This window comes from Kitasatospora sp. NPDC049285 (assembly GCF_040678815.1).
Classification (GTDB): domain Bacteria; phylum Actinomycetota; class Actinomycetes; order Streptomycetales; family Streptomycetaceae; genus Kitasatospora.
The window spans coordinates 123,002-149,322 of the sequence record NZ_JBFAQR010000007.1 but is presented as its reverse complement, the minus strand read 5'-3'; the positions used below and the strand labels follow the sequence as shown (position 1 = coordinate 149,322).

At 74.1% G+C, this 26,321-nt stretch carries 26 protein-coding genes; 10 read left to right on the top strand and 16 right to left on the bottom strand.

What is annotated here, in order from left to right; genetic code table 11:
• Positions 1-5: 5 nt before the first annotated feature.
• On the bottom strand, positions 6-2,063 hold the full coding sequence (locus tag AB0K51_RS07665; protein ID WP_363451649.1) for an MDR family MFS transporter: 2,058 nt from the start codon (positions 2,061-2,063) through the stop codon (positions 6-8).
• Positions 2,064-2,173: 110 nt separating this feature from the next.
• Between AB0K51_RS07665 and AB0K51_RS07660 the strand changes: the two genes are divergently transcribed.
• From AB0K51_RS07660 to AB0K51_RS07650, 3 genes are all read left to right on the top strand, one after another.
• Positions 2,174-2,698 carry a SigE family RNA polymerase sigma factor gene (locus tag AB0K51_RS07660; protein WP_363451647.1) on the top strand — a complete coding sequence of 175 codons (525 nt, stop codon included), beginning with the start codon at positions 2,174-2,176 and terminating at the stop codon, positions 2,696-2,698.
• A gap of 67 nt (positions 2,699-2,765) precedes the next feature.
• Positions 2,766-3,956: a hypothetical protein gene (locus tag AB0K51_RS07655; protein ID WP_363451645.1), complete on the top strand. Its 1,191-nt coding sequence runs from the start codon at positions 2,766-2,768 to the stop codon at positions 3,954-3,956.
• Positions 3,957-3,984: 28 nt separating this feature from the next.
• Positions 3,985-4,392 carry an HIT family protein gene (locus AB0K51_RS07650; protein WP_363451643.1) on the top strand — a complete coding sequence of 136 codons (408 nt, stop codon included), beginning with the start codon at positions 3,985-3,987 and terminating at the stop codon, positions 4,390-4,392.
• Positions 4,393-4,421: 29 nt separating this feature from the next.
• Here AB0K51_RS07650 and AB0K51_RS07645 read toward each other — a convergent pair whose 3' ends face one another.
• Positions 4,422-5,333 (bottom strand): AraC family transcriptional regulator, encoded by a 912-nt coding sequence (locus AB0K51_RS07645; protein WP_363451641.1) that lies wholly within the window; start codon positions 5,331-5,333, stop codon positions 4,422-4,424.
• Positions 5,334-5,463: 130 nt separating this feature from the next.
• On the opposite strand from AB0K51_RS07645, the gene AB0K51_RS07640 reads away from it, so the two are divergent.
• Positions 5,464-6,627, top strand: coding sequence for an alpha-hydroxy-acid oxidizing protein (locus tag AB0K51_RS07640; protein ID WP_363451639.1), 1,164 nt, complete (start codon positions 5,464-5,466; stop codon positions 6,625-6,627).
• A gap of 143 nt (positions 6,628-6,770) precedes the next feature.
• On the opposite strand, the gene AB0K51_RS07635 is transcribed toward AB0K51_RS07640, so the two are convergent.
• The gene (locus AB0K51_RS07635) at positions 6,771-7,205 is read right to left on the bottom strand and encodes an ATP-binding protein (protein ID WP_363451637.1); all 435 of its coding nucleotides are present in this window, start codon (positions 7,203-7,205) and stop codon (positions 6,771-6,773) included.
• 200 nt (positions 7,206-7,405) lie between these two features.
• Here AB0K51_RS07635 and AB0K51_RS07630 point away from each other — a divergent pair, with 200 nt between their 5' ends.
• Positions 7,406-8,368, top strand: coding sequence for a helix-turn-helix domain-containing protein (locus tag AB0K51_RS07630; protein WP_363451635.1), 963 nt, complete (start codon positions 7,406-7,408; stop codon positions 8,366-8,368).
• A 38-nt stretch (positions 8,369-8,406) separates the two neighbouring features.
• On the opposite strand, the gene AB0K51_RS07625 is transcribed toward AB0K51_RS07630, so the two are convergent.
• Positions 8,407-8,886, bottom strand: a complete 480-nt coding sequence (locus AB0K51_RS07625) for an Lrp/AsnC family transcriptional regulator (protein ID WP_363451633.1) — start codon at positions 8,884-8,886, stop codon at positions 8,407-8,409.
• 112 nt (positions 8,887-8,998) lie between these two features.
• Here AB0K51_RS07625 and AB0K51_RS07620 point away from each other — a divergent pair, with 112 nt between their 5' ends.
• Positions 8,999-10,222, top strand: coding sequence for an aminotransferase class I/II-fold pyridoxal phosphate-dependent enzyme (locus AB0K51_RS07620; RefSeq protein ID WP_363451631.1), 1,224 nt, complete (start codon positions 8,999-9,001; stop codon positions 10,220-10,222).
• 16 nt (positions 10,223-10,238) lie between these two features.
• On the opposite strand, the gene AB0K51_RS07615 is transcribed toward AB0K51_RS07620, so the two are convergent.
• The 6 genes from AB0K51_RS07615 to AB0K51_RS07590 form a co-directional block, all read right to left on the bottom strand.
• A complete protein-coding gene (locus AB0K51_RS07615; RefSeq protein ID WP_363451629.1) occupies positions 10,239-10,844 on the bottom strand; it encodes a hypothetical protein in 606 nt (201 codons plus the stop codon).
• A gap of 114 nt (positions 10,845-10,958) precedes the next feature.
• Positions 10,959-11,765 carry a DUF1028 domain-containing protein gene (locus AB0K51_RS07610; RefSeq protein WP_363451627.1) on the bottom strand — a complete coding sequence of 269 codons (807 nt, stop codon included), beginning with the start codon at positions 11,763-11,765 and terminating at the stop codon, positions 10,959-10,961.
• Between the two features lie 94 nt (positions 11,766-11,859).
• Positions 11,860-12,165, bottom strand: a complete 306-nt coding sequence (locus tag AB0K51_RS07605; protein ID WP_363451625.1) for a GNAT family N-acetyltransferase — start codon at positions 12,163-12,165, stop codon at positions 11,860-11,862.
• 48 nt (positions 12,166-12,213) lie between these two features.
• Positions 12,214-12,831: an FMN reductase gene (locus AB0K51_RS07600; RefSeq protein WP_363451623.1), complete on the bottom strand. Its 618-nt coding sequence runs from the start codon at positions 12,829-12,831 to the stop codon at positions 12,214-12,216.
• A complete protein-coding gene (locus AB0K51_RS07595) occupies positions 12,828-13,928 on the bottom strand; it encodes an LLM class flavin-dependent oxidoreductase (RefSeq protein ID WP_363451621.1) in 1,101 nt (366 codons plus the stop codon). The genes AB0K51_RS07600 and AB0K51_RS07595 overlap by 4 nt, the downstream gene beginning before the upstream one ends.
• Positions 13,929-14,013: 85 nt before the next feature.
• Positions 14,014-14,541: a PadR family transcriptional regulator gene (locus AB0K51_RS07590; protein ID WP_363451619.1), complete on the bottom strand. Its 528-nt coding sequence runs from the start codon at positions 14,539-14,541 to the stop codon at positions 14,014-14,016.
• Between the two features lie 210 nt (positions 14,542-14,751).
• Here AB0K51_RS07590 and AB0K51_RS07585 point away from each other — a divergent pair, with 210 nt between their 5' ends.
• A complete protein-coding gene (locus AB0K51_RS07585) occupies positions 14,752-15,627 on the top strand; it encodes a S1 family peptidase (protein WP_363451617.1) in 876 nt (291 codons plus the stop codon).
• Positions 15,628-15,706: 79 nt separating this feature from the next.
• Here AB0K51_RS07585 and AB0K51_RS07580 read toward each other — a convergent pair whose 3' ends face one another.
• Complete coding sequence (locus tag AB0K51_RS07580) at positions 15,707-16,276, bottom strand: hypothetical protein (RefSeq protein WP_363451615.1); 570 nt, start codon at positions 16,274-16,276, stop codon at positions 15,707-15,709.
• 199 nt (positions 16,277-16,475) lie between these two features.
• Positions 16,476-18,488: an NADPH-dependent 2,4-dienoyl-CoA reductase gene (locus tag AB0K51_RS07575; RefSeq protein ID WP_363451613.1), complete on the bottom strand. Its 2,013-nt coding sequence runs from the start codon at positions 18,486-18,488 to the stop codon at positions 16,476-16,478.
• A gap of 104 nt (positions 18,489-18,592) precedes the next feature.
• On the opposite strand from AB0K51_RS07575, the gene AB0K51_RS07570 reads away from it, so the two are divergent.
• The gene (locus AB0K51_RS07570; protein WP_363451611.1) at positions 18,593-18,991 is read left to right on the top strand and encodes a S4 domain-containing protein; all 399 of its coding nucleotides are present in this window, start codon (positions 18,593-18,595) and stop codon (positions 18,989-18,991) included.
• A 7-nt stretch (positions 18,992-18,998) separates the two neighbouring features.
• On the opposite strand, the gene AB0K51_RS07565 is transcribed toward AB0K51_RS07570, so the two are convergent.
• The gene (locus tag AB0K51_RS07565; protein ID WP_363451609.1) at positions 18,999-19,490 is read right to left on the bottom strand and encodes a hypothetical protein; all 492 of its coding nucleotides are present in this window, start codon (positions 19,488-19,490) and stop codon (positions 18,999-19,001) included.
• Positions 19,491-19,649: 159 nt separating this feature from the next.
• Between AB0K51_RS07565 and AB0K51_RS07560 the strand changes: the two genes are divergently transcribed.
• The gene (locus tag AB0K51_RS07560; protein ID WP_363451607.1) at positions 19,650-20,072 is read left to right on the top strand and encodes a YchJ family metal-binding protein; all 423 of its coding nucleotides are present in this window, start codon (positions 19,650-19,652) and stop codon (positions 20,070-20,072) included.
• A gap of 12 nt (positions 20,073-20,084) precedes the next feature.
• Here AB0K51_RS07560 and AB0K51_RS07555 read toward each other — a convergent pair whose 3' ends face one another.
• Together AB0K51_RS07555 and AB0K51_RS07550 are read right to left on the bottom strand one after the other, a co-directional pair.
• The gene (locus AB0K51_RS07555; protein WP_363451604.1) at positions 20,085-21,119 is read right to left on the bottom strand and encodes a GNAT family N-acetyltransferase; all 1,035 of its coding nucleotides are present in this window, start codon (positions 21,117-21,119) and stop codon (positions 20,085-20,087) included.
• A 31-nt stretch (positions 21,120-21,150) separates the two neighbouring features.
• On the bottom strand, positions 21,151-22,083 hold the full coding sequence (locus AB0K51_RS07550) for a polysaccharide deacetylase family protein (RefSeq protein ID WP_363451602.1): 933 nt from the start codon (positions 22,081-22,083) through the stop codon (positions 21,151-21,153).
• A 252-nt stretch (positions 22,084-22,335) separates the two neighbouring features.
• Between AB0K51_RS07550 and AB0K51_RS07545 the strand changes: the two genes are divergently transcribed.
• The gene (locus AB0K51_RS07545) at positions 22,336-24,825 is read left to right on the top strand and encodes an AAA family ATPase (protein WP_363451600.1); all 2,490 of its coding nucleotides are present in this window, start codon (positions 22,336-22,338) and stop codon (positions 24,823-24,825) included.
• Between the two features lie 69 nt (positions 24,826-24,894).
• Here the strand turns inward: AB0K51_RS07545 and AB0K51_RS07540 are convergent, their stop codons facing one another.
• Positions 24,895-26,238, bottom strand: coding sequence for a DUF2252 domain-containing protein (locus AB0K51_RS07540; protein ID WP_363451598.1), 1,344 nt, complete (start codon positions 26,236-26,238; stop codon positions 24,895-24,897).
• Between the last annotated feature and the right edge of the window lie 83 nt (positions 26,239-26,321).

Genomic DNA, 26,321 nt, shown 5'->3' with positions numbered 1-26,321 from the left:
GGGAGTCAGCGGGTGCCGCTGCGGACCGCTTCGGGGAGTCCCTCGGCGAGGTCCTCGGCGATCATCCGCTTGGCGATCGCGTCGGCGGCGGCGCGCAGTTCGGCGCTGCGGGGGCGGCCGCGGTCCTCTTCGAGGCGGTGGTTCAGCCAGTCGGCCCAGGCGTGGGTGATGACGGCGGCCTCGTGTTCACCGGCCTCGGTGTGGTCGAAGAAGCCGTTGTCGGCCTGGAGGAAGCCTTCGGCGACCATCCGGTCGAAGACCGGTTCGAGGACCTCCGGGGGGATCCGGCGGCGGGCGGCGATCAGGTGCAGGCTGGCGTGGCCGACGGTGCGGGTGAACAGCTCGACCTGCATGACGGCCCAGGCGCCGCCCATGTCGAGGCGGGTACCTGAGGAGTTGACGACCTGTCGGGCGGTCTCCAGGCCGGCGGTGCGCAGGAGTTTGGCGACGGCGAGTTCCAGCAGCTTGGTGGAGTCGCCGGAGGACGGCTGGGCGAAGCCCTCGCCCATGTCGGTGGAGGTGGCCCGGGCGGAGTCGCGGAGTTTGACCTGCTTGAGGAAGAGCGCGACCACGAAGCCGAGGACGGCGACCGGGACGGTCCACAGGAAGACGGTGTGCAGCGAGTCGGCGTACGCCTGGATGACGGGTCCGGACTGGTCGGCCGGAAGGTCGTGCACGCCGTGCGGGTTCTGCGCGGCGCCGGCGATCTGCCGGGGGTCGGCTCCGGTGGCGGCGGCGGCCTTGGCGATGCCCTCGGCGAGGTTGGTCTTCAGGGTGTTGGCGTAAATGGTGCCGAAGACGGCGGTGCCGAACGAGGAGCCGAGGGTGCGGAAGAAGGTGACGCCGGAGGTGGCGGTGCCGAGGTCGGCGTAGTCGACGGTGTTCTGCACGGCGATGGTGAGCACCTGCATGCACAGGCCGATGCCGGTGCCGAGCACGAACATGTAGAGGCTGGCCAGCCAGGCGCTGGTCTCCGCGTCGAGCAGCGAGAGCAGGTACAGGCCGACGGCCATGACCAGCGAGCCGACGATCGGGAAGATCCGGTACTGGCCGGTCTTGGAGACCACGTTGCCGCTGAAGACCGAGGCGATCAGCAGGCCGAGCACCATCGGCAGGGTGCGCACGCCGGAGACCGTCGCCGAGTCGCCGTCGACGTACTGCAGGAAGGTCGGCAGGAAGGTCATCGCGCCGAGCATGGCGAAGCCGACGATGAAGCTGAGGATCGAGCAGACCGTGAAGACCGGGTTGCGGAACAGCCGCATCGGCAGGGTGGGTTCGGCGGCTTTGGTCTCCACCAGGCAGAACAGGGTGAGGGCGATCACGCCGCCGCAGAACAGGCCGATGATCACCGGCGAGCCCCAGGCGTACTCGTTGCCGCCCCAACTGGTGGCCAGGATCAGTGAGCTGGCGCCGATCGCGACCAGTGCGATGCCCAGGTAGTCGATGACCGGGCGGGTGGCGGAGCGGACCACCGGGATGTTCCGGGCGGCGGCGATCACCACCAGGATCGCGATCGGCACGTTGACGTAGAAGGCCCAGCGCCAGGTCAGGTGGTCGGTGAAGAGTCCGCCGAGCAGCGGGCCGATCACCGTGGCGACGCCGAACACCGCGCCGATCGCGCCCTGGTACTTGCCGCGCTCGCGCAGCGGGATGACGTCGGCGATCAGCGCCATCGAGGTGACCATCAGGCCGCCGGCGCCGACGCCCTGGACCGCCCGCCAGGCGATCAGCAGCGTCATGTTGGTGGACAGGCCGCACAGGAAGGAGCCCGTGATGAAGACGATCGCCGAGACCTGGAAGACCACCTTGCGGCCGAACAGGTCGCCGAACTTGCCGACCAGCGCGGTCGTGACGGTCTCCGCGAGCAGGTAGGACGTCACCACCCACGACATGTGCGCGGCGCCGCCGAGGTCCGCCACGATGGTGGGCAGCGCGGTGCCGACGATGGTCTGGTCGAGGGCGGCCAGCAGCATGCCCAGCATGATGGTGCCGAACACGACGTTGCGCTGCCGCCGGTCGAGGACGGGCGGCGCCGCCGGGCTGAGCTCGCTGGTGGTGGTCACGAGCGCATCGTCACACCTTGTCCGGTTCCGTCCGGTCCGACACCCCGTGTGATTGACGGATGATCAGCCGACGGTGCGACAGGAACACCGTCCGACCGCGTTAGAAGGGCATGGACAGCACGACGACCACCGGGGCGGACGAGCCCCTGGACTTCCGGGACTTCGCGGCCGCCCGCGCCCGCCACCTGGTCCGCACGGCGTACCTGCTGACCGGCGGCGACGCCCACCTCGCGGAGGACCTCGCCCAGGAGGCCCTCAGCCGCCTGTACGGCAACTGGCGGCGGGTCTCCCGGATGGCCAACCCGGCCGGCTACGCCCGCACCGTGCTCGTCAACACCTTCCTGACGCACCGCCGGCGGCGCAGCAGCGGCGAGCACGTGACCGACACCTTCGCCGACCGCCCCGCGCCCGGCGCGGACCCGGCGCTGCGGCTCACCCTGCTGCACGCGCTCGGCGAACTCCCTCAGCAGGACCGGGCGGTGCTCATCCTGCGCTACTGGGAGGACCTCGGTGTCGAGGAGACCGCCGCCGCCCTGCGCCTGACGCCCAGCGCCGTCCGCTCCCGCGCCTCCCGCGCACTGACCCGGCTGCGCGCGAGCCTCGGCGACCAGCTCGACGACCTCGCCCGCCCGTGACGCCCGCGGCCCGCTGACCCGGCGTCACCTCCCAGCGTTCCGCCCTCCGCCCCCTGGAGTCTGCCCGATGCTTCCCGAAGAGGACTTCGCCCGCGCCCTGCGGGCCTCCGCCGACCTGGCCCCGGAGCCCGCCGTCGAGCTGTTCGCGCTGGCCGCCGAGCGCCGCGGCCGCACCCGCGTGCGCCGCCGCCGGACCGCCGCCGCCTCGGCCGTCGGCGTGGTCGCCGCCGCCGCACTCGCCCTGGCCGTGCTGCCGGACCGCCCCGCCCCGCGGCCCGCACCGGCCGCGCCGCCGGTCAGCGCCCAGTTCATGACCGTGACGCTGCGCTCGCTGCTGCCCGCCGACGGCCTGGTCACCGACGTGAACGGCCAGACCGCCGACGACCAGCTGCCCGGCGGCCACCCGCTGGCCTGGCTCGACTACGACGACGGCCGGGGACCGGTGACGGTCCTGCTGACCGTCAACCGGGTGGCCGTCCCGCTGACCGACGGCTCCACGGGCGTGCAGTGCCCGGACAGCCTCTCCGAGCCGACCACCAGCTGCCGCCGGGAGACCCGGCCGGACGGCTCGCGTGTCCTCACCCTCGTCAAGCAGCCCCGCTGGACCGGCGACGACCGCTCCTGGACGGTGGTCCACACGGCGCCCGACGGGCGGCAGGTCCGGGTGGACGAGACCACCCCGGCCCGGGCCCTTCGGGAGCAGCCTGCACTGACCGAGGCCCAGCTCCTCGACGTGGTGTCCTCGGACGCCTGGCGGCCGGCCTTCGTCGGGATGCCCGCGGTGTCCGCGCAGCCGGCGGCGGCGCCCCCGGCCGCGGTGCTGGCGACGCTCCGCGGCGCGCTGCCCGCCGGAGCCTCCTTCGACGCCGGGACGGGCGTCCAGGACACGCCGGGCCGCGTGCACGGCGCGGTGACCGCGGCCGGGCGCACCAGCCAGCTGGTGGTGTCGGTCGAGCACGGTTGGCACCGCGGCTTCCCCGACGACCCGCGCACCGCCTTCGAGCAGCTGGGCTACGGCTCGACCCTGGCGGTCACCGGGGACGGCACCAGGACGGCGGTCGGCGAGCGGACGGTCCTGGGCCCCGACGGCGCCACCGGCAGGAGCTGGCACGCGGCGGCCCTGCTCCCCGACGGCACCCTGGTCTCCGCCCAGCTGTGGACCTACGGCCCCGGCTTCACGTACTCGGCCGAGCCCGGCGCCCTCACCTCCGCCCAGCTGCTCGCCGTGGTCACCGCCCCGGCCTGGTCGCACGCCTGACCGGCCGCGGCGGGGCGATGATGGCCCGATGGACTGCCTGTTCTGCCGGGTCGCCGCGGGCGAGGTCGCCGTCGACACCGTCTTCGCCGACGACCTCGTCCTCGCCTTCCTCGACCACCGCCCGCTCTTCCCCGGCCACGTGCTGGTGATCCCGCGCCGGCACGTGCCCACCCTCACCGACCTCACCGAGGAGGAGACCGGCCCCTACTACTCGCGCGTCCGCCTGCTGACCGCCGCCGTCGAGCGCGGCATGTCCGCCGCGGGCAGCTTCGTCGCCGCCAACAACCGCATCAGCCAGTCCGTCCCCCACCTCCACACCCACGTCGTCCCCCGCAACCCCAAGGACGGCCTGCGCGGCTTCTTCTGGCCCCGCACCCGCTACCGCGACGCCGCCCACGCGGCGCAGACGGCGGAGCTGATCCGCGCGGCGCTCTGACGGCGCACCTCGGGTCTCCTGACGATCCGTCAGTTGTCCTCCGCGCCGCGGACGGTGGTGCGGAACGCGATGGGGGTGGTGCCGGTGCGCTGGTGGAAGAACTTGGCGAAGTTGGCGGCGTCGGCGAAGCCGAGGTGGTCGGCGATGCGGGCGGCGGAGCGGTCGCTGTGGGCGAGCAGGCGCTTGGCCTCGAGGACGACGCGGCGGTCGACGAACTCCTTGGCGCCGACACCGGTCGCGGCGAGGGTGGCGCGGGAGAGCGTGCGCGGGGAGTAGCCGAGCGCCCGCGCGTAGTCCTCGACCCGGCGGGTGCGGGTGAAGTCGCGTTCGACGGCCTGCCGGAACCGGCAGTAGGTCTCGCCGGCCTCGGCGCCCGCGCCGCCGTGCGGGCCGCTCTGGTGGGCGAGGCGCAGCAGCAGCGCGGCCAGCAGGTGGCGGACCAGTGCGAGGTGCACGTCGGCGGGGAGCCGGCCCGCGTCGGCGTACTCGCGGTGCAGGTGCCGCACCGCGTGGTCGAGGGCCTCCCGGTCGGGGCCGGCGGGCTGCCGGACGGCGGGGGCGAAGGGGTCGTCGAGCCGGGCGGAGGCCACCGTCGCCGGGTCGGGGAAGCCGGGCTCGAACAGCACCAGCGTCCCGTCGGCGTCCCCGAGCGGGCCCCACTGCTGGACCTGCCCGGGCCTGACCCACAGCCAACTCCCGGGCCGCAGCGCGTACTCGGTGAAGTCGACGGTGTGCCGGAGGTCGCCGCGCTCCAGCGTGAGCAGGTGGTGGAAGGCGGGTCGCTGCGGGCGGTGGAAGTCGCCGGCGGTCCGGGCGCTCGCGCGGCGGGCGCGCAGTTCGGCGAGCGACATCACCTCCACGCCGGCGGGGCCGCCGGGCGGCGCGGCGAACGGGACCTCGGGGATCGCCGTCCCGGACGCCTTGGGTTCGGTTCCTCGCATCGTCACCACATCCGCAGTCAGGCTACCTCCGGTGGATCTTCCGCCGGGAGTGCGGGCGGTACGGCCCTCCCTTGACCACTCGTCGCCGACCGGTGGAATGTGGGCATCCCCCACCCCCCGAGGAGCGCGCATGGCCCCGCAGTTCGGCGACTACCAGAACGAGATCTACTTCGAGGGCCTGTTCGGCGTGCTGCCGACGTACCCGATGGCGTATCCGGAGTTGGCGGGCCGGGCGGAGCAGGCGATGGCACCGGGCCTGTGGTCGTACGTGGCGGGCGGGGCGGGGGACGAGCACACCCAGCGGGCCAACGCGGCGGCGTTCTCGCGGTGGGGCCTGGTGCCGCGGATGCTGGTGGGCGCCAAGGAGCGGGACCTGACGGTGGAGCTGTTCGGGCTGACGCTGCCCTCGCCGCTGTTCCTGGCGCCGGTCGGGGTGGTCGGCCTGTGCGCGCCGGACGGGCACGGCGACCTGGCGACGGCCCGGGCGGCGGCCCGCACGGGGGTGCCGATGGTGGCGTCGACGCTGTCGGTGGACCCGCTGGAGCGGGTGGCGGCCGAGCTGGGCGACACCCCGGGCTTCTTCCAGCTGTACACGCCGACCGACCGGACGCTGGCGGAGAGCCTTGTGCACCGGGCCGAGCAGGCCGGGTTCAAGGGCATCGTGGTCACCCTGGACACCTGGGTGACCGGCTGGCGCCCGCGCGACCTGGGCAGCGGCAACTTTCCGCAGCTGCGCGGCCACTGCCTGGCGAACTACACCTCCGACCCGGTGTTCCGGGCCCGGCTGAAGGACCCGGACGGGGACCCGCGCGGTGCGGTGATGGACTGGGTGCAGATCTTCGGCAACCCGCTGACCTGGGACGACCTGCCCTGGCTGCGGTCGCTGACCGACCTGCCGCTGATCCTCAAGGGCCTGTGCCACCCGGAGGACGTCCGCCGCGCCAAGGACGCCGGGATCGACGGCGTGTACTGCTCCAACCACGGCGGCCGGCAGGCGAACGGCGGGCTGCCCGCGCTGGACTCGCTGGCCGAGGTGGTGGCGGCGGCCGACGGCCTGCCGGTGCTCTTCGACTCGGGCGTGCGCTCGGGCGCGGACGCGGTGAAGGCCCTGGCCCTCGGCGCGACTGCGGTCGGCGTGGGCCGGCCGTACGTCTACGGGCTGGCGCTGGGCGGCGAGGACGGCGCGGTGCACGTGCTGCGCTCGCTGCTGGCCGAGGCGGACCTGCTGATGGCGGTGGACGGCTACCCGTCGATCGCCGCGCTGCGCGCGCCGGGGGCGCTGCGCCGCTGCTGAGCGGGTCGCCGGGCTTATTGCGAGTTACTTGCAATAACGGAGTGCATGCAGCAGAGTGGTGCCGCGGGGTCGTCCGACGATCGTCTTCCCAACCGGTGTCCGCCGGGACGCGGCGCCGGCCCCGCCCCTCATCGACCGCGCGCTCAGCCGAGCGGCAGCCGGACCACCATGGTCTTCCCGCCGCCGTCGTCGTCCGCGAGGGTGTCGGTCCCGCCACCGGCCAGTGCGGCCAGCTCGTGCACCAGGCCGAGTCCCCAGCCGCCGCTGCCGTCCTGGTGCGGGACCTCGGGGCGGCGCGGGCAGTGCGGATGCCTGTCGTGCACGCTGACGGTCAACTCGTCGACGCTGAAGACGAGTTCGACGGTCGTCCGGGGCGAGCGGGGGGCCGCGTGGCGCACCGCGTTGGTCACCAGCTCGCTGACCACCAGCAGCACCGTGTCGGTCAGCGGATGCTCCGCGTCGAAGCCCTGCGCGGCGAGTTCGGTACGTACCCGGCGACGCGCCTCGGGTACGGATGCGGGCACGGTCGCCAGGCTCAGGCCGTACCGCACGGTCTGGGGTGGGTCCGCGACAGCCATGGTCGGTCCCTTCACAACGGGGGCGGCCATGGGCCGGCGGTGGGGCGCCGTCGTGCAGCCGCATAGGGGCTCGGGCCTGCCCCGTCCGGGGACCGGACAGATTACCGATGACAAGTACCGTAAGGCCGAATGGCCGGATCTGCGGCGGCGAATGGTGGACAATGGCCATAAGTCGCCATCCCGCGCCTATCCTGGGCGGCATGTCGGACGACCTGCTGGAGCCCGTCGGGCTCGGCGCCCTGGAGAGCGCACTCTACCTCCGGGTCCTGGCCGCGCCCCGGTCGACCGCCGCCCAGCTCGCCGACGCGGTGGACGCCCTCCCCTCCGCGCTGCGCGCCGCCCTGCACCGCCTGGTCGCCTCCGGCCTGGTGACCCGGCTGGCCGGCAGCCCGACCAGGTACACCGCCGCCCCGCCGGAGGTCGCGGTCGACGCGCTGGCCGCCCAGCGGCAGCAGGAGCTCGACCGACTGCGCACCCGGGTCAGGGAGTTGGCGCGGCAGTACGAGGCGCTCGGCCCGTCGAAGTCCGCCGAGCTGGTGGAGCTGGTGGAGGGCCAGGACGCCATGCGGCACCGCGCCGAACAGCTCCAACTCGGCGCCCAGGAGGAGGTGTTGATCATCGACTGTCCGCCGTACTTCGACGACCCGGTGGCCAACCCGGTCGAACTCCAGCTGCTGTCCCGCGGCGTCGCCTACCGGGCGCTGTACGACGCGCCCGGGCTGGAGAGCGCCGCCCGGATGGATTTCCTGCTGCACTGCATCCAGGCCGGCGAGCAGGCCCGCAGCCTGCCCTCGGTGCGGATGAAGATGCTGGTCGCCGACCGCCGTTGCGCGATGATCCCGCTGAGCTTCGAGTCCACCGAGTCCACCGCCGCGCTGTGGGTGCGCCACTCGCCGCTGCTCACCGCCCTGGTGACCTGCTTCGACCTGCTCTGGGAGCGCGCCACGCCGCTGGCCGCCGACCGGCCGGGCGGCGGGCTCGACGACCGCGACCGGGAGTTGCTGACCATGATGGCCGCCGGGATGAAGGACGCCGCGATCGTCCGCAGCCTCGGCATCACCCAGCGCACCATGACCCGCCGGATCTCCCACCTGCTCGACGAGCTGAACGCCCAGACCCGCTTCCAGGCCGGGCTGCAGGCCGCCAGGCGTGGCTGGCTGTAGTCCGGCCGGCGCCCCGCCAGCAGCTGCCCGGCGCCCCGTCAGAGCATCGGCGACGTCCCCGCGATCCGTTCGAAGACCAGGTTGGTGCGGGTCTGCGCCACCGCCGGGTGGGTGGTCAGGTGCTCCACCACGAAGCAGCGCAGCGCCTCCGGGTCGGCCACCGCCACGTGCAGCAGGTAGTCCTCGCTGCCCGCCATGTGGAAGACCGCCAGCACCCCGGGCAGCTGCGGCGCGGCGGCGCGGAAGCTGCCGTTCTGCTCCCTGGTGTGCGACCGCAGCCGCACCGAGATCATCGCCTGCAGCGGCAGTCCGGCCGCGGCCAGGTCCACCTCCGCGTGGTAGCCGTTGATCACCCCGCGCTCGCGCAGCGCCCGGACCCGGGCCAGGCAGGTCGACGGGGCGATGCCGAGCTGCTCGGCCAGCGCGCTGTTGGGCATCCGGGCGTTCGCCACCAGCGCCCGGACGATCGCCCGGTCGGTCTCGTCCAGCGCCGTGCGGGCCCGTGGAATGTTCGGCACGCCGACCAGCGTGGCGGCCCGTGCCGAACATCCGCAAGACCGTACCCCGGCCGCACCGAATCTTCGACCGCCCCACTGGCCTTTCGCCGCGTCGAACTTCACGATCACCGCCATGAACGCACCTTCGCTCACCCTCGGCGAAACCCTCCCCGCCCCCGCCGCCACCCGCAGACCCGACGCCGCACCCGGCATCGGCACCCGGGCCGTGCACGCCGGCCGCGAGGACCTCGCCGCCCTCGGCACGCACGTCCCGCCGCTGGACCTGTCGACCACCTACCCCGTCCCCGCGCTCGCCGCCGGCGGCGACGCCTACCAGGCGCTGGCCGAGGGCGGTCGGCCGCCCGGCGAGGGCGGACTGGTCTACCAGCGGCTGTGGAACCCCACCGTCGCCCGCTTCGAGCAGGCGCTCGCCGAACTCGAGGGCTGCGCCGAGGCGGTGGCCTTCTCCTCCGGGATGGCGGCGCTCTCCGCCTGCCTGCTGGCCTCCGCCGCGGAGGGCAAGCGGCACGTGGTCGCGGTGCGCCCGCTGTACGGCGGCTCCGACCACCTGCTGGACTCCGGCCTGCTCGGCACCGAGGTCAGCTGGGCCACCGCCGACACCGTCGCCGCGGCCCTCCGCCCGGACACCGGCCTGGTGCTGGTGGAGACCCCCGGCAACCCCACCCTGGACCTGGTCGACCTGGCCGCCGTCGCCGCGCAGTGCGGCCCGGCCGCGCTGGTCGTCGACAACACCTTCGCCACCCCGGTCCTGCAGCGCCCCGCCGACTTCGGCGCCGCGCTGGTCCTGCACAGCGCCACCAAGGCGATCGGCGGGCACGGCGACGTGCTGGCCGGCGCGGTCGCCTGCAGCGCCGAGTGGGCGGCCCGGCTGCGCCGGATCCGCGCCGTCACCGGCGCGATCCTGCACCCGCTGGCCGGCTACCTGCTCCACCGCGGCCTGCAGACCCTCCCGCTGCGGGTCCGCGCCGCCTCCGCGACCGCCGCCCGGCTCGCCGACTGGCTGGCCGAGCGACCCGAGGTCGCCGCCGTGCACTACCCCGGCCGCCGCCCCTCCCCACTGCTGGGCCGTCAACTCCTGGGCGGCGGAACGGTCCTGGCCTTCGAGGCGGCCGGCGGCTTCGAGCACGCCGCGCGGATCGCCGAACGCTGCCGGCTGATCACCCACGCCGTCTCCCTCGGCGGCGTCGACACCCTGATCCAGCACCCCGCCTCGCTCACCCACCGTCCGGTCGCCGCCGCCCACAAGCCGCACCCGGCGGTGCTGCGCCTGTCGGTCGGTCTGGAGGACGCGGCGGACCTGGAGGCCGACCTCGCGCAGGCGCTGGGCTGGAGCTGACGGTCCGTCAAGGTGGCTACGGGGCGCAGGTCGCGGTGGCCTTGAGGTCGGCGGGCACCACGACGGCGTGCACCGACCCGTCCGCCAGCGCGATGACCTGCATGCCGTCGTCGCCCAGCGGGTAGGTCACCCGGACCCTGCCGTCGACCAGCGACTCGGGCGCGGGCGGCAGGTCCGGGAAGATCAGGCCGTACCGGTAGGTCAGCGACGTCCCGTCGGGCCGCACCTGCTGGGTGGACTGCGGCCTGATCTGCCAGCCCTGGCCGCCGGCCAGGGTGATGACGAAGTCGGCCTCGTAGGTGTGGTCGTTCAGCCGGCAGGGGCCCTCGGCCCGGATGGCGGAGACGTGCGGCTCCGCGAAGGACGGCGGGCTGCTCGGCGTCGGCGCGGGCTTCCTAGCCGACGCCGGGGCGGACTGCGGCGGGGCGGACTGCGGCGCTACGCCGACGGCGGAGCCCAACGGCGCGGCCGGCGGCAACGAGGACTCGGCCGACGGCACCGGTACGGAGCCCGACGCCGCCGGTACGTCCGACGAGGGGCTCGCCGCCGCCGTGGTCTCCCCCGGTGACGCGCAGCCGCTCACCAGCGCTGCCAGCAGGAACCCCGCTCCGACCACCAGCACCCTGCTCCGCACCCTCGCCGCCCCCGGTCCGCTCGCTCGGCCCGGCACGCGCCGGGACCGGGTCACGGTAGATCCCGGAGGAGAGCGGCGGGCCAACGGCAGGGCAACGACGGACTAAGCGGCCATCGCCCGCAGGTGGGTGAGCACCAGCGGGTCGATCTTGCCGGTCACCAGGCGGCCTTCGAGGTTCTCCACGCCGGCCCAGCGGTCGAGCGAGTCGTAGCCCAGGGCCGCGAGCAACTCGCCGACCTCGGTGGCGAGTTCGCCGTGGAGCGGGAGCAGGTCGGCCGGGTCGGGGGTGCCGTGCAGGACTTCGTGGACGGCCAGCAGGCGGCGCAGCTCGGCCACCGGGTCCGGGTGGTCGTCGACCCGCAGGTCGTAGGCGGTGTCGCCCCAGCCTCCGACGCCGCGGCCGGGTTCGATGACGTACAGCGCGGCGCTCTGCCGACCGCGGGCGTCGCCGCCGGCCGAGTCGCCGGCCCCGAGGGCGGCCACCAGCCGGTCGGCGAAGGGGAGTTCGGCGGAGGCCAGCCAGACGGCCTCCATGTCGCGGACCACCTCGGGCCCGGTCAGGATGTTGCCCTGGATCGCGTAGCCGTCGCCCGCCACGCCGCCCGCCCAGGGCAGGCACTCCTCGCCGGTGTGCGTGGCGGCGACGCCGCCGGGGCCGACCACGCCGAGCTGGCGGTGCCGCCGGCCGTCGTCCGCGGCGAGCAGCGCCGCGACGGTCGCGGCCGGGCCGACACCGGAGCGCAGCATCGCGATGCCCTGGGGGCGGTAGGCGACATTGGCCCACGCCTGGCTGGCGAGCGCGCCGACGCCCGCCTCGGCGGCGGGCACCAGGGCCCCGACGGCGAGGAACTTGCTCGCCACGGCCACGCCGAAGGCGTTGCCGGAACGGGCCACGATGGAGAACGTCACGCCGGCCGACGATAGTCCGGCCGGCGCGGTCCGTCCATGTCAGCGGCCGGAGATGTCCGACTCCTGCCGATCTGACACACCGTCACTTCTTATTTCACAGTCCGAACTTGGCGCGCTCGTCCGCCGGCACCAGGTCGGTGTACTCCGGGTGCTTCCCGATCCAACCGCGGATGAAGGGGCAGTACGGCAGCACGCTCCCGCCGCGCTCACGGACGGTGTCCAGCGCCGCGCGGGCCAGCTTGCCGCCGAGGCCCTGGCCCTCGAAGGCCGGGTCGATCACCGTGTGGACGAACTTCACCCGGCCGCCGTCGCGCTGGTACTCGGCGAACCCGGCCGGGCCCGCGTCGGTGTGGATCTCGAACCGGGACTGCTCGGGGTTGTCGCGGACCTCGGGTTCCATCGGGGTGCCTCTCCTCTGTCATGCGGACGGATCAGCGCTGAGGTGCCGTCAGCTCCGGCGCAGCGCCGCCAGCTGCTGCTCGAACGGGACGACCTGCTCGACCACCTTGGCGGCGGCCGGGCGTCCGGCCAGCAGTTCGGCCAACTCCCCGGCGGCGCGGGCGATCCGGCCGGCCAGCGAGCCGTCGGCGCCGGTCGCGCCCCAGTCCTCGGAGGCGGCGAAGACGGCGGTGGGGGCCACGACGGCGCGCAGGTAGGCGAAGAGCGGGCGCATCGCGTGCTCCAGGGCGAGGCTGTGCCGGGCGGTGCCGCCGGTGGCGGCGATCAACACCGGCTTGCCGGTCAGGGCGTCCCGGTCGAGCACGTCGACGAAGGACTTGAACAGGCCGCTGTAGGAGGCGGAGAAGATCGGCGTGACGGCGATCAGGGCGTCCGCCTCCTCGACCGCCCGGACGGCCTCGCGCAGCGCGGGCGGCGGGAAGCCGGTGACCAGGTTGTCGGCGATCTCCCGGGCCAGCTCGCGCAGTTCGACCACGGTGACCTCCACCTGCCGCCCGGCGTCCCGCAGGTCGCGGGCGGTCGCCTCGGCGAGCCGGTCGGCCAGCAGCCGGGTGGAGGACGGCACGCTCAGGCCCGCCGCCACCACCGCCAGCTTCAGGGTGCTCACTTGGCGACCTCCTCGGTCTTCTCGGCCTGCTGCGCGGCGACCCGGGCGGCGTGGGTGGGCCCGTCCGGGACCTCGGCCGGGCGGCCCTTGGCGAACTCCTTGCGGAGCACCGGGACGACCTCCTCGCCGAGCAGGTCGAGCTGCTCCAGCACGGTCTTCAGCGGCAGTCCGGCGTGGTCCATCAGGAACAGTTGGCGCTGGTAGTCGCCGAAGGTCTCGCGGAAGGCCAGGGTCTTCTCGATGACCTCCTGCGGGCTGCCGACGGTCAGCGGGGTCTGCTCGGTGAACTCCTCCAGCGAGGGGCCGTGGCCGTACACCGGGGCGTTGTCGAAGTACGGGCGGAACTCGCGGACCGCGTCCTGCGAGTTCTTCCGCATGAAGACCTGCCCGCCGAGGCCTACGACCGCCTGCTCGGGGGTGCCGTGCCCGTAGTGGGCGAAGCGCTCGCGGTAGAGGTCGATCAGCTTCTGGAAGTGCTCCTTGGGCCAGAAGATGTTGTTCGCGAAGAAGCCGTCGCCGTAGTACGCGGCCTGCTCGGCGATCTCCGGGCTGCGGATCGAGCCGTGCCAGACGAACGGCGGGGTGTCGTCGAGCGGGCGCGGGGTCGAGGTGAAGGACTGCAGCGGGGTGCGGAAGCGGCCCTGCCAGTCGACGTTCTCCTCGCGCCACAGCTGGTGCAGCAGCGCGTAGTTCTCGATCGCCAGCGGGATGCCCTGGCGGATGTCCTGGCCGAACCACGGGTAGACCGGCCCGGTGTTGCCGCGGCCCATCATGACGTCCACCCGGCCCTCGGCCAGGTGCTGGAGCATCGCGAAGTCCTCGGCGATCTTCACCGGGTCGTTGGTGGTGATCAGCGTGGTGGACGTGGAGAGGATCAGACGCTCGGTGCGGGCCGCGATGTAGCCGAGCATGGTGGTCGGCGAGGACGGCACGAACGGCGGGTTGTGGTGCTCGCCGGTGGCGAAGACGTCGAGTCCGACCTCCTCCGCCTTGAGCGCGATCGCCACCATGGCCTGGATCCGCTCGTGCTCGGTGGGCGTGCGCCCCGTGGTCGGGTCGGTGGTCACGTCGCCGACGCTGAAGATGCCGAACTGCACCGCTCTCAACTCCTTCGGTTATTCAACATTCAACCACTTGCCCGAACGGCACGGCAACCGGGGGTATTCCCCGAGGTCGCAGCGGTCAGCTGCGGGCCTGTTCGAGCGCCTCGTCCAGCCAGGCCAGCCAGAACGACTCCAGCTGGATGCCCGCCTGCAGGACCAGGTGCTGCAGCCGGTTCTCCTCCGCCGCCCGCTCGGGCGGGAAGTCCCGGCGCTCGATCTCCAGGTACTGCGCCAGCTGCTCCCGGTGCAGCTCCCGGTGCCGGGCCAGCTCCTCCCCCAACCCGTCCAGGCCCAGCACCGCCGCCGCGCGCAGCCGCAGCAGCAGCGGGTCGCGGATCGGCTTCGGGTCCTGCTCCTCCCGCGCCCACTCGACCAGCTCGGTCCGGCCGGCGGGCAGCACCTCGTACTCCTTGCGCTGCCCCCGCCCCGCGCCCGGCGCGGAGGAGCGCACCAGCCCGTCACGCTCCAGCCGCCCCAGCTCCCGGTAGATCTGCTGGTGGGTCGCCTGCCAGAAGAACCCGATCGACCGGTCGAAGCGCCGCGTCAGCTCCAGCCCCGACGACGGCTTCTCCAGCAGGGCGGTCAGGATGGCGTGCGGCAGCGACATGCGGTGATCGTACGGGCCCGGGCCGCTCGGGCCGCAGCCGCCCGGAAGTGCGACGCGGAGGCTTGTGCCGGTCCGTCAGCTGACGGACACTCACAGACAGCGCTTGTCAGGATCAGATCAGGAGCCGGGCCGGGGGGCGGCCCCGGTCGCCTCCTGCCCGCGCCTCACGGCCCATCACCCCATGGGTTCCCCACTCCGAGGAGGAGAACTGTGAGGACCACGCGTACCACCCCCACCGTCGGACGTCGCGGCCGTACCCGGCTGCTCGCCGTCGCCGCCGTCCTCGCGGCCGCCACCGCCGCCGCCGTACCGACCGCCTCCGCCGCCCCGACGCCCGACGCCGCCGCGCTGGCCCGGGCCGGCGACGCCGTGGACCGCGCCGGCGTGGGCGGCATCGCCTGGCACACCGACCGGAGCACCGGACGCGTCGTCGTGCTCGCCGACAGCACCGTCACCCCCACCGCCATCGCGAGGATCGCCAAGGAGGCCGGCCAGGACGCCGCCTCGCTGAAGATCGAGCGCACCCCCGGCGTCCTCAAGCCGCTGGTCTCGGCCGGCGCCGCCATCTACGGCGGCCAGTACCGCTGCTCGCTCGGCTTCAACGTGGTCAAGGGCGGCGTCTACTACTTCCTCACCGCCGGCCACTGCGGCAAGGTGGCCAACACCTGGTACACCAACTCCGGCCACACCACCCTGATCGGCGCCACGGTCGGCGCGACCTTCCCCGGCTCCGACTACGCGCTGGTCCGCTACGACAACACCTCGCTCAGCCACCCGGGCGGCTACACCGCGGCCAACGCGTACGTCGGCGAGTCGGTCAAGCGCACCGGCTCCACCTCCGGCACCCACGGCGGAACGGTCACCGCGCTGAACGCCACGGTCCACTACTCCGACGGCAGCACCGTCCGCGGGCTGATCCAGACCAACGTCTGCGCGGAGTCCGGCGACTCCGGCGGCCCGATGTACGACGGCAGCAAGGCGCTGGGCCTCACCTCCGGCGGCAGCGGCGACTGCACGAGCGGCGGCACCACCTTCTTCCAGCCCGTCCCGGCCGCGGCCGCGGCGTACGGGGTGTCGCTCTACTAGCGGTCGGCACTGCGGACCACCTCGGCCGGCCAGGCTCCCCCGGGCGCCTGGCCGGCCGTCCGACCGCACTCCGCGCGAACTACACGTGCCAGGGGTCGCCGTCGCGCAGGCAGCCGAAGGCCAGGATCCGCGAGTCGACGTCCTTCAGCCCGGCGACGCCCGTGGCGTACTCCTCCCACCCCTGGGCCTCCTTCTCCTTGGCCAGCTCCGGAGCGATGGACGGGTGGGGCTTGAGGTCGGAGACGCTCAGGACGCTGTCCAGGCCGTTGGCGAGGTGCTGCAAGGCGGTCGTCCAGGCGGCCTGGGTCTCCGGGTCGGGTAGGGGCCTGTACTGCCGGGCCGCGTAGATGTCCTTGGACACCTGGCTCAGGTCGATCACCCCGCTGCCTCCGGCATGCTGCGCCTCGACCCGCGCGGCGGAATTGATCACGGCTCCGAGCTTGGCGATCCCTCCGGTTCCGCACCAGAGGACGACCTGGGTGTCGATCGGTGTGGGCTGGGCGGACGACGGCGCGGTGACGGGTGACGCGGCGGCGCTCGACGCGGCATCAGTCGGCCGGGGACTCCCGCTCGCGGTGGCGCCACCGGTCGACGGGGTGCCGGTGCTGGAACAGGCGGCGAGCAGCAGAGCGGTGACGACGGTCGCCACCGGCGTCAGAACACGGACACGAGTACGAGCACGCATGGGACCCCCCTGACCGGCAGCCACACGGTGCTGCCACTGACGGGTGATCAGACTATCCATCCCCTCCGACACCCGGGCGCGCCCACGATCCACGGCATCGCGAGGCCCGCCCGCCGGGGCCAGGGGGTTCCCTGACTCCGGCGGGTGCGGGTGTGACGGTGGGTCAGAGGGCGGCCGCGAGGCGGGTGCCCTGGTCGATGGCCCGCTTGGCGTCGAGCTCGGCGGCCACGTCGGCGCCGCCGATCAGGTGGGGTTCGATGCCGAGGGCACGGAGGGCGTCGACCAGGTCGCGGCGGGGCTCCTGGCCGGCGCACAGCACCACGGTGTCGACCGGGAGGACCTGCTGCTCGCCGCCGACGGTCAGGTGCAGGCCGTCGTCGTCGATCCGGTGGTACTCGACGCCGGGGACCATCACCACGCCGCGGTGGCGCAGTTCGGTGCGGTGGATCCAGCCGGTGGTCTTGCCGAGGCCGGCGCCGACCTTGCCGGTCTTGCGCTGCAGCAGGTGGACGCTGCGGGTGGCGGCGGGGCGGGCCGGGTCGGCGAGGCCGCCGGGGGTGGAGTGGGTGGCGTCGACGCCCCACTGGGCGAGGAACGCGGCGCGGTCGCCGTCGGTGCCGGGGTCGGTGAGGTACTCGGCGACGTCGAAGCCGATGCCGCCGGCGCCGATCACCGCGACCCGCTCGCCGACCGGGGCGGCGTCGCGCAGCACGTCGAGGTAGCCGAGCACCTTCGGGTGGTCGATGCCGGGCAGCTCGGGGACGCGCGGGGTGACGCCGGTGGCGAGCACCACCTCGTCGTAGCCGGTGAGCCGGTCGGCCTCGGCGAGGGTGTTCAGCCGCACCTCGACGCCGTGCCGCTCCAGCTGGTGACGGTAGTAGCGCAGGGTCTCGTCGAACTCCTGCTTGCCGGGGACCTTGCGGGCCACGTTCAGCTGCCCGCCGATCTCGCTGCCGGCGTCGAACAGGGTGACCTGGTGGCCGCGCTCGGCCGCCGAGACGGAGAACGCCAGGCCGGCCGGGCCGGCGCCGACCACGGCGATCCGCTTGCGCAGCCGGGTGGGGGTGAGGACCAGGTCGGTCTCGTGGCAGGCCCGCGGGTTGACCAGGCAGGAGGTGATCTTGGCGCTGAAGGTGTGGTCCAGGCAGGCCTGGTTGCAGCCGATGCAGGTGTTGATCGCCTCGGGGGTGCCGGCGGCGGCCTTGGCGACGAACGCCGGGTCGGCGAGCATCGGGCGGGCCAGCGAGACCAGGTCGGCGTGGCCGGAGGCGAGCAGCTCCTCGGCGAGCTCGGGGGTGTTGATCCGGTTGGAGGTGACCAGCGGGACGGAGACCTGGCCCATCAGCTTCTTGGTGACCCAGGTGAAGGCGCCGCGCGGCACGGAGGTGGCGATGGTCGGGATGCGCGCCTCGTGCCAGCCGATGCCGGTGTTGATGATGGTGGCGCCGGCGGCCTCGATCTCCTTGGCCAGCTGCACCACCTCGGCGAAGGTCGAGCCGCCGGGCACCAGGTCGAGCATGGAGAGCCGGTAGATCAGGATGAAGTCCGCGCCGACCCGCTCGCGCACCCGGCGGACGATCTCCAGCGGGAAGCGCATCCGGTTCTCGTAGGAGCCGCCCCAGCCGTCGGTGCGGTGGTTGGTCTGCCGGGCGATGAACTCGTTGATCAGGTAGCCCTCGGAGCCCATGATCTCGACGCCGTCGTAGCCGGCCGAGCGGGCCAGCTCGGCGCACCGGGCGAAGTCCTCGACGGTCTGCTCGATCTGCTCCTCCGTCAGCTCGTTCGGGACGAACGGGCTGATCGGGGCCTGCAGGGCGGACGGGGCGACCAGGTCGGGGTGGTAGGCGTAGCGGCCGAAGTGCAGGATCTGCAGGGCGATCCGGCCGCCCGCGGCGTGCACCGCCTCGGTGACCACCCGGTGCTCGGCGGCCTCCTCCTCGGTGGTCAGCTTGGCGCCGCCGGACCACGGGCGGCCGGCCTCGTTGGGCGCGATGCCGCCGGTGACGATCAGGCCGACGCCGCCGCGGGCGCGCTCCGCGTAGAACGCCGCCATCCGCTCGAAGCCGTGCTCGGCCTCCTCCAGCCCGACGTGCATCGAGCCCATCACCACCCGGTTCGGCAGGGTGGTGAACCCGAGGTCCAGCGGGCTCAGCAGGTGGGGGTACGCAGCAGTCATCGACGCCTCCGGTCAGGATTTGTTACCCAACGGTAGGGTGCGGTGGAGCCACTGTGCAACTAGTTGCACAAAGAGGCTGCGAGACGGCCGGATAGAGTCGTGGCATGGGTACGGAGGAAGCCACCGCACGGATCGACGCCTGGATCTGGGCGGTGCGGCTGATCAAGACCCGGTCGGCGGCCGGCGCGGCCTGCCGGGCCGGGCACGTGAAGCTCAACGGGGCGAGCGCCAAGCCCGCGCAGCACGTCAAGCCGGGCGACGACGTGCGGGTGCGGGTGGAGGGGCGGGAGCGGGTCGTCCAGGTGGTGCGGGTGATCGCCAAGCGGGTCGGCGCGCCGGTCGCCGAGACCTGCTACGTCGACCACAGCCCCCCGCCGCCGCCCCGCGAGGAGCGGATCGGGATCGTCGTCCGCGACCGCGGCGCCGGACGCCCGACCAAGCGGGACCGGCGGGAGACGGACCGGCTGTTCGGGCGCGGCGCGGGCCGACCCGGGTCCGCCTGACGGGCAGTCAGGACCCCGCCTTCTCCTTGGCCTCACGGACCTCCTCGGCGAAGTCCTCCGCGGAGATCCGCTCCACCACGGCGCCGTACTTGGCCGCCAGGTCGTGGGCCGGCTCGGGGGCGCGCTCCACCAGGTCGAGCACCAGCAGCGCCGCACCGTTCTCCACCCGGGAGGAGAGCACGATCAGGCCGGCGCCGCCGTCGGTCATCTCGGTCTGCTCGGCCGCGCTGCCGATCGCCGCGCCGGCCGCGAAGCCGAGCAGCACGCCGATCGGGCCGCCGAGCAGCCCGACCAGCCCGCCGACCAGGCCGGAGCCGACGGTCGGGACGCCGGCGCCGCGGACGTGGCTCTCCGGGATGTCGACGATGCCGTCGCCGTCGCGCTCCAGCACCGCGACCTGGCGCAGGCCGGGCAGGTGCATGGCGTCCTCGTACGCCTCGCGGCAGGCCGCCTGGTCGGTGAACCCGAGCAGCAGCACGTTGTGGTGGTGGTCGCTCATCGCGGTCCCTTCGTCGCCGACCGGCCGTCACGTCCCGTGCCCGCGCGGTGGTCACCTCCCGTGGCCCGCGGCGTGGCACCCGCCCATCGTGCCCCGAGCCCCGGTGCCCGTCGCCCGCGCCGCGCCGGAGGGGGCGCGCGAGCGGCGATAATGGGTGCCATGGCACGCCGTCGCACCCCCCGCCCCGCCGCCGTCCCGCCGCCCGTCGACTGCCCGTGCGGCAGCGGCGCCCCGTACCGGGAGTGCTGCGGGCGGCTGCACCGCGGCGAGGCCGCCGCGGGCAGCGCCGAGCAGTTGATGCGCTCGCGGTTCAGCGCCTTCGCCGTGCACGACGAGCCGTACCTGCTGCGCAGCTGGCACCCGGACACCCGGCCGGCCTCCGTCGACTTCGACCCGGCGCTGCGCTGGGAGCGGCTGGAGATCCTCGGCGCCTCCGAGGGCGGGCCGTTCCACCAGGAGGGGACGGTGGAGTTCCGGGCGCACTACCGCGAGGGCCACCACGCCGGGGAGCTGCACGAGAACAGCCGCTTCGTGCGGCACCAGGGCGAGTGGGTGTACCTGGACGGGGCCGTGCGGGCCTGAGCCGACGCGGCGTCACCCGCCCCTGGGCAGGCGGTGCTTGAGGCCGAGCAGCGCGCCGGTCGCGCCGTGCGGCAGCAGCCAGCCGGTGTCGGTGCGGTCGGCGGCGCCGAAGCGGTACTTGTACTCCTCGTCGCCGCGCAGGAAGTCGAAGGTGTGCAGCCCCTGGGCGGCGCAGCTGCGCAGGGCGGCGTCGATCAGCGCGGTGCCGAGCGAGTGCGCGGCCCACTGCGGGTCCCAGCCGATCTGGTAGTACGCGAAGCCGTCCTGCCAGCGGAAGCCGTACAGGACGCCGATCAGTTCGTCCCGGTGGTAGGCGAGTTGGAAGGCCGGGCCGCGGTCGGGGGTGGCGCTCCCGGCCAGGGCGCGGTGCAGGGCGAGGCGGCCGGCGTCGAAGCTGCTGGCGCCGCCCGCGACGGCCTGACGGCGCAGCCGGTGCAGGCGCAGCAGCTCGTCGAGCAGGGCGGGTTCGGCGGTGCCGGGTGCGCGCCAGTGGAAGGTGACCCCGGCGGCGGCGAGGCGGCGGTGGGCGCGGCGGTTGGCGGCGCGGAAGTCGCGGGAGCCGAGCGCGTCGGGCCCGGCGGTGAGGTCGGCGCGCGGGCAGGCGCTGCGGGTGACCGGGCGGGCGCCGGGCGGCAGCAGGTCGGTGTGGGCGGGGTCGAGGTTCGGCAGCCAGATTGTGGCGGTGCGGGCGCGGCGGGCCAGCCAGTCGCGGACCTCGGCGCGCCGTTCGGGGCGGACGGCGGGCCCGCAGTGGTCGGCGGCGCCCGGGCCGGTGCCGAGCAGGGTGAGCACCGGGAGGGCCACCGGCAGCCGGTGGTGCAGGCGTTGGCGGACGGTCAGCAGCGGCAGCACCGCCTCGACGCGGCCGTCGGCGCCGCGCCACACGGCCAGTTCGCCGGGGCGGGAGGCACCCAGGGTGCGCCACCAGGCGAGCTGCCAGTCGGGCGTGACGAAGTACGACCCGGCCGGGTCGGCGGCGGCCAGCTCCCGCCAGTCGTCGACCAGGCGGGCGTCGAGCTCGGGCGTGCGGTGGATCTCTGGGTTCACGGCTCTCCCCCGGGACGGGTACGGCTGGTGCTCAGCGCCCGCCGCGCAGCCGGTGCACGGCCGGGTGCAGACCGGACAGGATGGTGTCGAAGCGGTCGCGGCCGGTGTGCGAGTTGACCCGGAGCCGGCTGATCCGCAGGCGGTCGGCGGGGGCCAGGTCGTCGTGCCGGTGGTCGAACAGGAAGCCGGTGCGGTAGCCGAGTTCGCGCAGCAGCCGTTCGGCCCGCGGGTCGAGGTTGCCGTTGGGGTAGGCGAAGGAGGTCGGGGCCCGGCCCATCCACCGGGTCAACGTATCGTGCGCGCAGGTGAGTTGGCGGGCGGTCTCGGCATCGGCGCAGCGGTCCAGGCAGGGGTGCCCGGCGGTGTGGTTGCCGATCGCCACGCCGCCGTCGGCCAGCCGGTGCAGGTCCTCCCGGCTCAACTGCCGCTGCCGGGGCGCCGGTCGGCGCGCGGTCGCGCGCAACTCGGCCAGCGCGTCGAGCCGTTCGGCGTCGGGCAGGGTCTTTAGCCGGCGCACCGCGGCGCCCGGGCCGAGCCCGTGCAGGGGTGCGGTGCGACCGCCGTGGGCGACCAGGTGGGCGGCCTCGGTCCACCAGTACGGCTGGTCGCCGCCGACCAGGTCGGTGATCACGTACGCGGCGGCGGGGATGCCGAGCCGGGCCAGCACCGGCAGGCCGCGGGTGAGGACGGTGCGGTCGCCGTCGTCGAAGGTGACCAGCACGCTGCGGGCGGGCAGCGGGCGGCGGTGCTCGGCGGCCCGGGCGACCTCGTCCAGGCCGACCGGGTGGGCGGTGCGGGCCAGCCGCTCCATCTGGGCGGCGAACGCGGCCTCGTCCTCGATGCCGTGGTACGCGAGCACCGCCAGCCGGCGGGCCGCCCGGGCCCGGAAGACCGGCTGGAGGGGGGATCGCCGCAGCAGTGCGTCGATCCCGCGCCGCCGCGCGGCCGGGTCGGTGGTCGGCATGGCTCCCCCTCGGACGGCGCGCACGGGCACCCCGGACCGCGCCGGCCCGGGGTGCCCGTGGAAGTTCCGCCATCACATTCCCATGCGGAGGTAATGCCTGTCCCAAGTTCCTGAAAGGTAGCTGGGAACGCGGGGGCGGATCCGTCGGCCTGACGCCTCGACACCTGTCCGGATCGTCAGCTTTTGCGGTGGATATGACGGATTGACATAGTTCAAGGGACCGCCGCCCGTCCCCCGTGGGAGTGCCCCCAGATGACCATGCCCGGCTTCGGCTCACTCGGCTCCGACGACGCCTTCTCCGAACTGCTCAACCGCTTCTTCGGTCTCAACGCCGCAGCCTCGCCGCCCGCCGTGCAGCGCGTCCCGATCGGCCGGCTGCTCACCGAGTCGGCCCGCGACCTGATCGGCCGCGCCGAGCTGCGCGCCCAGGAGGACGGCAGCACCGACCTGGACACCCCGCACCTGCTGTGGGCCGCCACCCGGACCGACCCCGCCCGCACCCTGCTCGCCCAGGCCGGCGTCGATCCCGACAAGCTGGCCGCCGCACTCGAGCGCTCGCTGCCGGCCGGCGGCGCCGACCCGTCCGTCGCGCCCGGCCTCACCCCCGCCGCCAAACGCGTCCTGATCGGCGCGCACGCCCGCTCCCAGGCCGCCGGGGTCTCCTACATCGGGCCCGAGCACATCCTCGCCGCGCTGCTCGACGACTCCGACTCGGCCGCCGGCCGCGCCCTCGCCGCCCAGGGCGGCGACCCGTCCCGGCTGCAGCGCGGCGTGGAGGCCGCCGCCCGCGGCGACCGCACCCCCGTCAAGGAGGAGAGCCGGACGCCCACCCTCGACGAGTACGGCCGCGACCTCACCGAGGACGCCAAGCTCGGCCGGCTCGACCCGGTGGTCGGCCGGGCCGAGGAGATCGAGCAGACCGTGGAGATCCTCTCCCGCCGCTCCAAGAACAACCCGGTGCTGATCGGCGAGCCCGGCGTCGGCAAGACCGCCATCGTCGAGGGCCTGGCCCAGCGGATCGTCTCCGGCGACGTCCCCGGCACCCTCAAGGACCGCCGGGTGGTCTCGCTCGACCTGGCCGGCCTGGTGGCCGGCTCCAAGTACCGCGGCGAGTTCGAGGAGCGGCTGAAGAAGGTCATCGACGAGGTCCGCGAGGCCGCCGACTCGACCGTCCTGTTCATCGACGAGCTGCACACCGTGGTCGGCGCGGGCGCCGGCGGCGAGGGTGCGATGGACGCCGGCAACATGCTCAAGCCCGCCCTCGCCCGCGGCGAGCTGCACGTCATCGGCGCCACCACCATCGACGAGTACCGCAAGCACATCGAGAAGGACCCCGCCCTGGAGCGCCGCTTCCAGCCCGTGCTGATCCCCGAGCCCTCGGTCGAGGAGACCGTGCAGATCCTGGAGGGCCTGCGCGACTCCTACGAGGCCCACCACCAGGTCCGCTTCACCGACGAGGCGCTGCGCGCCGCCGCCGATCTGTCCGACCGGTACGTCAGCGACCGCTTCCTGCCCGACAAGGCGATCGACCTGATCGACCAGGCCGGCGCCCGGGTCCGGCTGCGCGGCGTCGGCCGCTCCACCGAGGCGGTCTCCCGCGAGGACGAGCTCGCCAAGCTGCGCCGCGAGAAGGACGAGGCCGTGGCCGCCGAGGACTTCGCCCGCGCCTCCGAGCTGAAGGCCCGGATCGCCGACCTGGAGGCCCAGGTCGCCGAGGTCGAGGAGCGCCGCGAAGGCGTGGTCGAGGTGACCGTGGACGACGTCGCCGACGTGCTGTCCCGGCGGACCGGCATCCCGGTGTCCCAGCTGACCGAGGACGAGAAAGCCCGGCTGCTCAAGCTGGAGGACGAGCTGCACGCCCGGGTGATCGGCCAGGACCGGGCGGTCGTCGCGGTCTCCGAGGCCGTCCGCCGCAGCCGGGCCGGGATGGCCGACCCGAACCGCCCGGTCGGCTCCTTCCTCTTCCTCGGCCCCACCGGCGTCGGCAAGACCGAACTGGCCAAGGCGCTCGCCGAGCTGATCTTCGGCGACGAGGACCGGCTGGTGCGCTTCGACATGAGCGAGTTCCAGGAGAAGCACACCGTCTCCCGCCTGGTCGGCGCGCCGCCCGGGTACGTCGGCTACGAGGAGGCCGGCCAGCTCACCGAGGCGGTCCGGCGCCGCCCGTACAGCGTGCTGCTCTTCGACGAGGTGGAGAAGGCACACCCCGACGTCTTCAACGCGCTGCTGCAGGTGCTGGACGACGGGCGGCTGACGGACGCTCAGGGGCGGACGGTGGACTTCCGCAACACCGTGGTCATCATGACCTCCAACATCGGCTCGCAGCTGATCCTCTCGCACCGGGGCGAGACCGAGGAGATCCGCGACCGGCTGATGGAGGAGCTGCGCGGGCGGTTCCTGCCCGAGTTCCTCAACCGGATCGACGACATCATCGTCTTCGACGCGCTCGCCGAGGACGACCTGCTGCGGATCGTCGACCTGATGCTCGCCAACTCCGAGCGCCGGGTGAAGGCCCAGGGCATGGAGCTGGAGGTCACCGACGCGGCCCGCAGCTGGCTGGTGGACCGCGGCTACCAGCCCGAGTTCGGCGCCCGCCCGCTGCGCCGCACCATCCAGACCCAGCTCGACAACCGCCTCGCCTCGATGCTGCTCTCCGGCGACCTCCGGCCGGGCGACACGATCGTCGCCGACGCCGAGAACGGCGACCTGGTCTGCTCGATCGGCCGCCCTCCCGCCTCCTGACCCCCCGCCTCGACGACGCTACGGCGGCCGGCTCCTCGAGTACCCGGAGTCCGGCCGCCGGGTGTTGCGCTAGACGTTCTCCGCCTGCACCTCGCCGGTGGCGATGGCCTGGGTCAGGCGCTCGTGGTCCTTGGTGTTGAGCTTGGCGTAGTGGTGGGCGAAGGCGGCGACGGAGCGGTCGAAGGTGTCGCCGCGGCCGAGGTAGGAGGCGATCGCGATGCGGTCGCCGGAGCGGGCGTGGGCGCGGGCGAGGGCGGTGCCGCAGAGCCGGGCGTAGGCGCGCAGGCCGCCGGAGGTCATCGCGCCGACCTCCGCGGAGCCCTTCATGTCGCGCAGCTGGCGCCAGTAGAAGTGGCGTCCGCCGGGGCCGGTCATCCAGCCGAGGAAGATGTCCCCGGCGGCCTGCGTGAGGCGCTGGCCGGCGACCACCCGCTGCCCGGCGTGCGGGTACTGGCTGGCCGTCAGGTAGGGCTCCAGGACGGACTGCTGGGCCTCCTTGACCTGGAGCATCAGCGGGTCGTGGTGGTCGCGGCCCTGGAGCAGCACGATGAAGCACCGGGTGCCGACGCTGCCGACGCCGACCACCTTCATCGCGGCGTCGCGGTACTCGTACCGGTCGAGCAGGTTGCCGCGCTCCTCGGGCAGGGTGGCGCGGTAGTCGCGCAGCATGCCGATGACCTCGTCGTCGTCGACGCCGAAGTGCTGGATCAGCGGGGGCTGCTCGATGATCCGGCGGCGGCCGGCCACCACCTCGGTGAGCTTTCCGGCGGCCTGCAGGCTGTCGCGGCGGCGGGCGGCGGCCAGGCCGCTCTCGACCCGGCGGCGGCGCTTGCCCTTGAGCTGGCCGAGCAGGTCCGTGGCGTCGATCCGCTGGTACCAGACGGCGAGTTCGCCGAGTCCGGCGAGTTCGCGGATGTGCTCGCGGTAGGCGCGGACGGCGGCCAGCACGACCTGGTGCCCGGCCTCCGGGGTCTCGCCGTTCTCCTGGGCCGCGACGGCGAGGCTGGCGGCGAGGCGCTGGACGTCCCACTCGAACGGGCCCGGCAGCGTCTCGTCGAAGTCGTTCAGGTCGAACAGCTGGATGCGTTCCGGGGAGCCGAAGACGCCGAAGTTGACCAGGTGGGCGTCGCCGCAGAGCTGGACGGTGAGTCCGGTGTCCGAGCCGGTGGCCAGGTCGGCGGCCATCACGGCGGCGGCGCCGCGCAGGAAGGCGAAGGCGGAGGCCGCCATCCGGCCGTAGCGGATCGGCACCAGCTCGGGGACCCGGTCGACGGCCTGCTCCTGGAGGATCGCCACCGGGTCGGCGCGGTCCGCGGCGGGACGCCAGTGTCCGATGGTGGAGCGGGGCGCCCGGCGGCGCGCCTCGCGGCCGATCTCGGTCCGTTCGGCGACCGTCAGGTAGGGGGTGTCCATCGGGCGAAGCTCCTCGCGTCCACGTGGTCGGGACGGAAGTGGTACCGCCCCGGCGCCCTCCCGTACCGCGGGAGGGCGCCGGG

Coding starts and splice junctions, on each gene's coding strand:
- AB0K51_RS07550 (WP_363451602.1), bottom strand. CDS start 22,083: ATGCCGACCACCGACCCGGCCGCGCGGCGGCGCGGGATCGACGCACTG.
- AB0K51_RS07640 (WP_363451639.1), top strand. CDS start 5,464: ATGGCCCCGCAGTTCGGCGACTACCAGAACGAGATCTACTTCGAGGGC.
- AB0K51_RS07570 (WP_363451611.1), top strand. CDS start 18,593: ATGGGTACGGAGGAAGCCACCGCACGGATCGACGCCTGGATCTGGGCG.
- AB0K51_RS07620 (WP_363451631.1), top strand. CDS start 8,999: ATGAACGCACCTTCGCTCACCCTCGGCGAAACCCTCCCCGCCCCCGCC.
- AB0K51_RS07540 (WP_363451598.1), bottom strand. CDS start 26,238: ATGGACACCCCCTACCTGACGGTCGCCGAACGGACCGAGATCGGCCGC.
- AB0K51_RS07545 (WP_363451600.1), top strand. CDS start 22,336: ATGACCATGCCCGGCTTCGGCTCACTCGGCTCCGACGACGCCTTCTCC.
- AB0K51_RS07590 (WP_363451619.1), bottom strand. CDS start 14,541: ATGTCGCTGCCGCACGCCATCCTGACCGCCCTGCTGGAGAAGCCGTCG.
- AB0K51_RS07660 (WP_363451647.1), top strand. CDS start 2,174: ATGGACAGCACGACGACCACCGGGGCGGACGAGCCCCTGGACTTCCGG.
- AB0K51_RS07650 (WP_363451643.1), top strand. CDS start 3,985: ATGGACTGCCTGTTCTGCCGGGTCGCCGCGGGCGAGGTCGCCGTCGAC.
- AB0K51_RS07655 (WP_363451645.1), top strand. CDS start 2,766: ATGCTTCCCGAAGAGGACTTCGCCCGCGCCCTGCGGGCCTCCGCCGAC.
- AB0K51_RS07635 (WP_363451637.1), bottom strand. CDS start 7,205: ATGGCTGTCGCGGACCCACCCCAGACCGTGCGGTACGGCCTGAGCCTG.
- AB0K51_RS07565 (WP_363451609.1), bottom strand. CDS start 19,490: ATGAGCGACCACCACCACAACGTGCTGCTGCTCGGGTTCACCGACCAG.
- AB0K51_RS07560 (WP_363451607.1), top strand. CDS start 19,650: ATGGCACGCCGTCGCACCCCCCGCCCCGCCGCCGTCCCGCCGCCCGTC.
- AB0K51_RS07605 (WP_363451625.1), bottom strand. CDS start 12,165: ATGGAACCCGAGGTCCGCGACAACCCCGAGCAGTCCCGGTTCGAGATC.
- AB0K51_RS07645 (WP_363451641.1), bottom strand. CDS start 5,333: ATGCGAGGAACCGAACCCAAGGCGTCCGGGACGGCGATCCCCGAGGTC.
- AB0K51_RS07630 (WP_363451635.1), top strand. CDS start 7,406: ATGTCGGACGACCTGCTGGAGCCCGTCGGGCTCGGCGCCCTGGAGAGC.
- AB0K51_RS07575 (WP_363451613.1), bottom strand. CDS start 18,488: ATGACTGCTGCGTACCCCCACCTGCTGAGCCCGCTGGACCTCGGGTTC.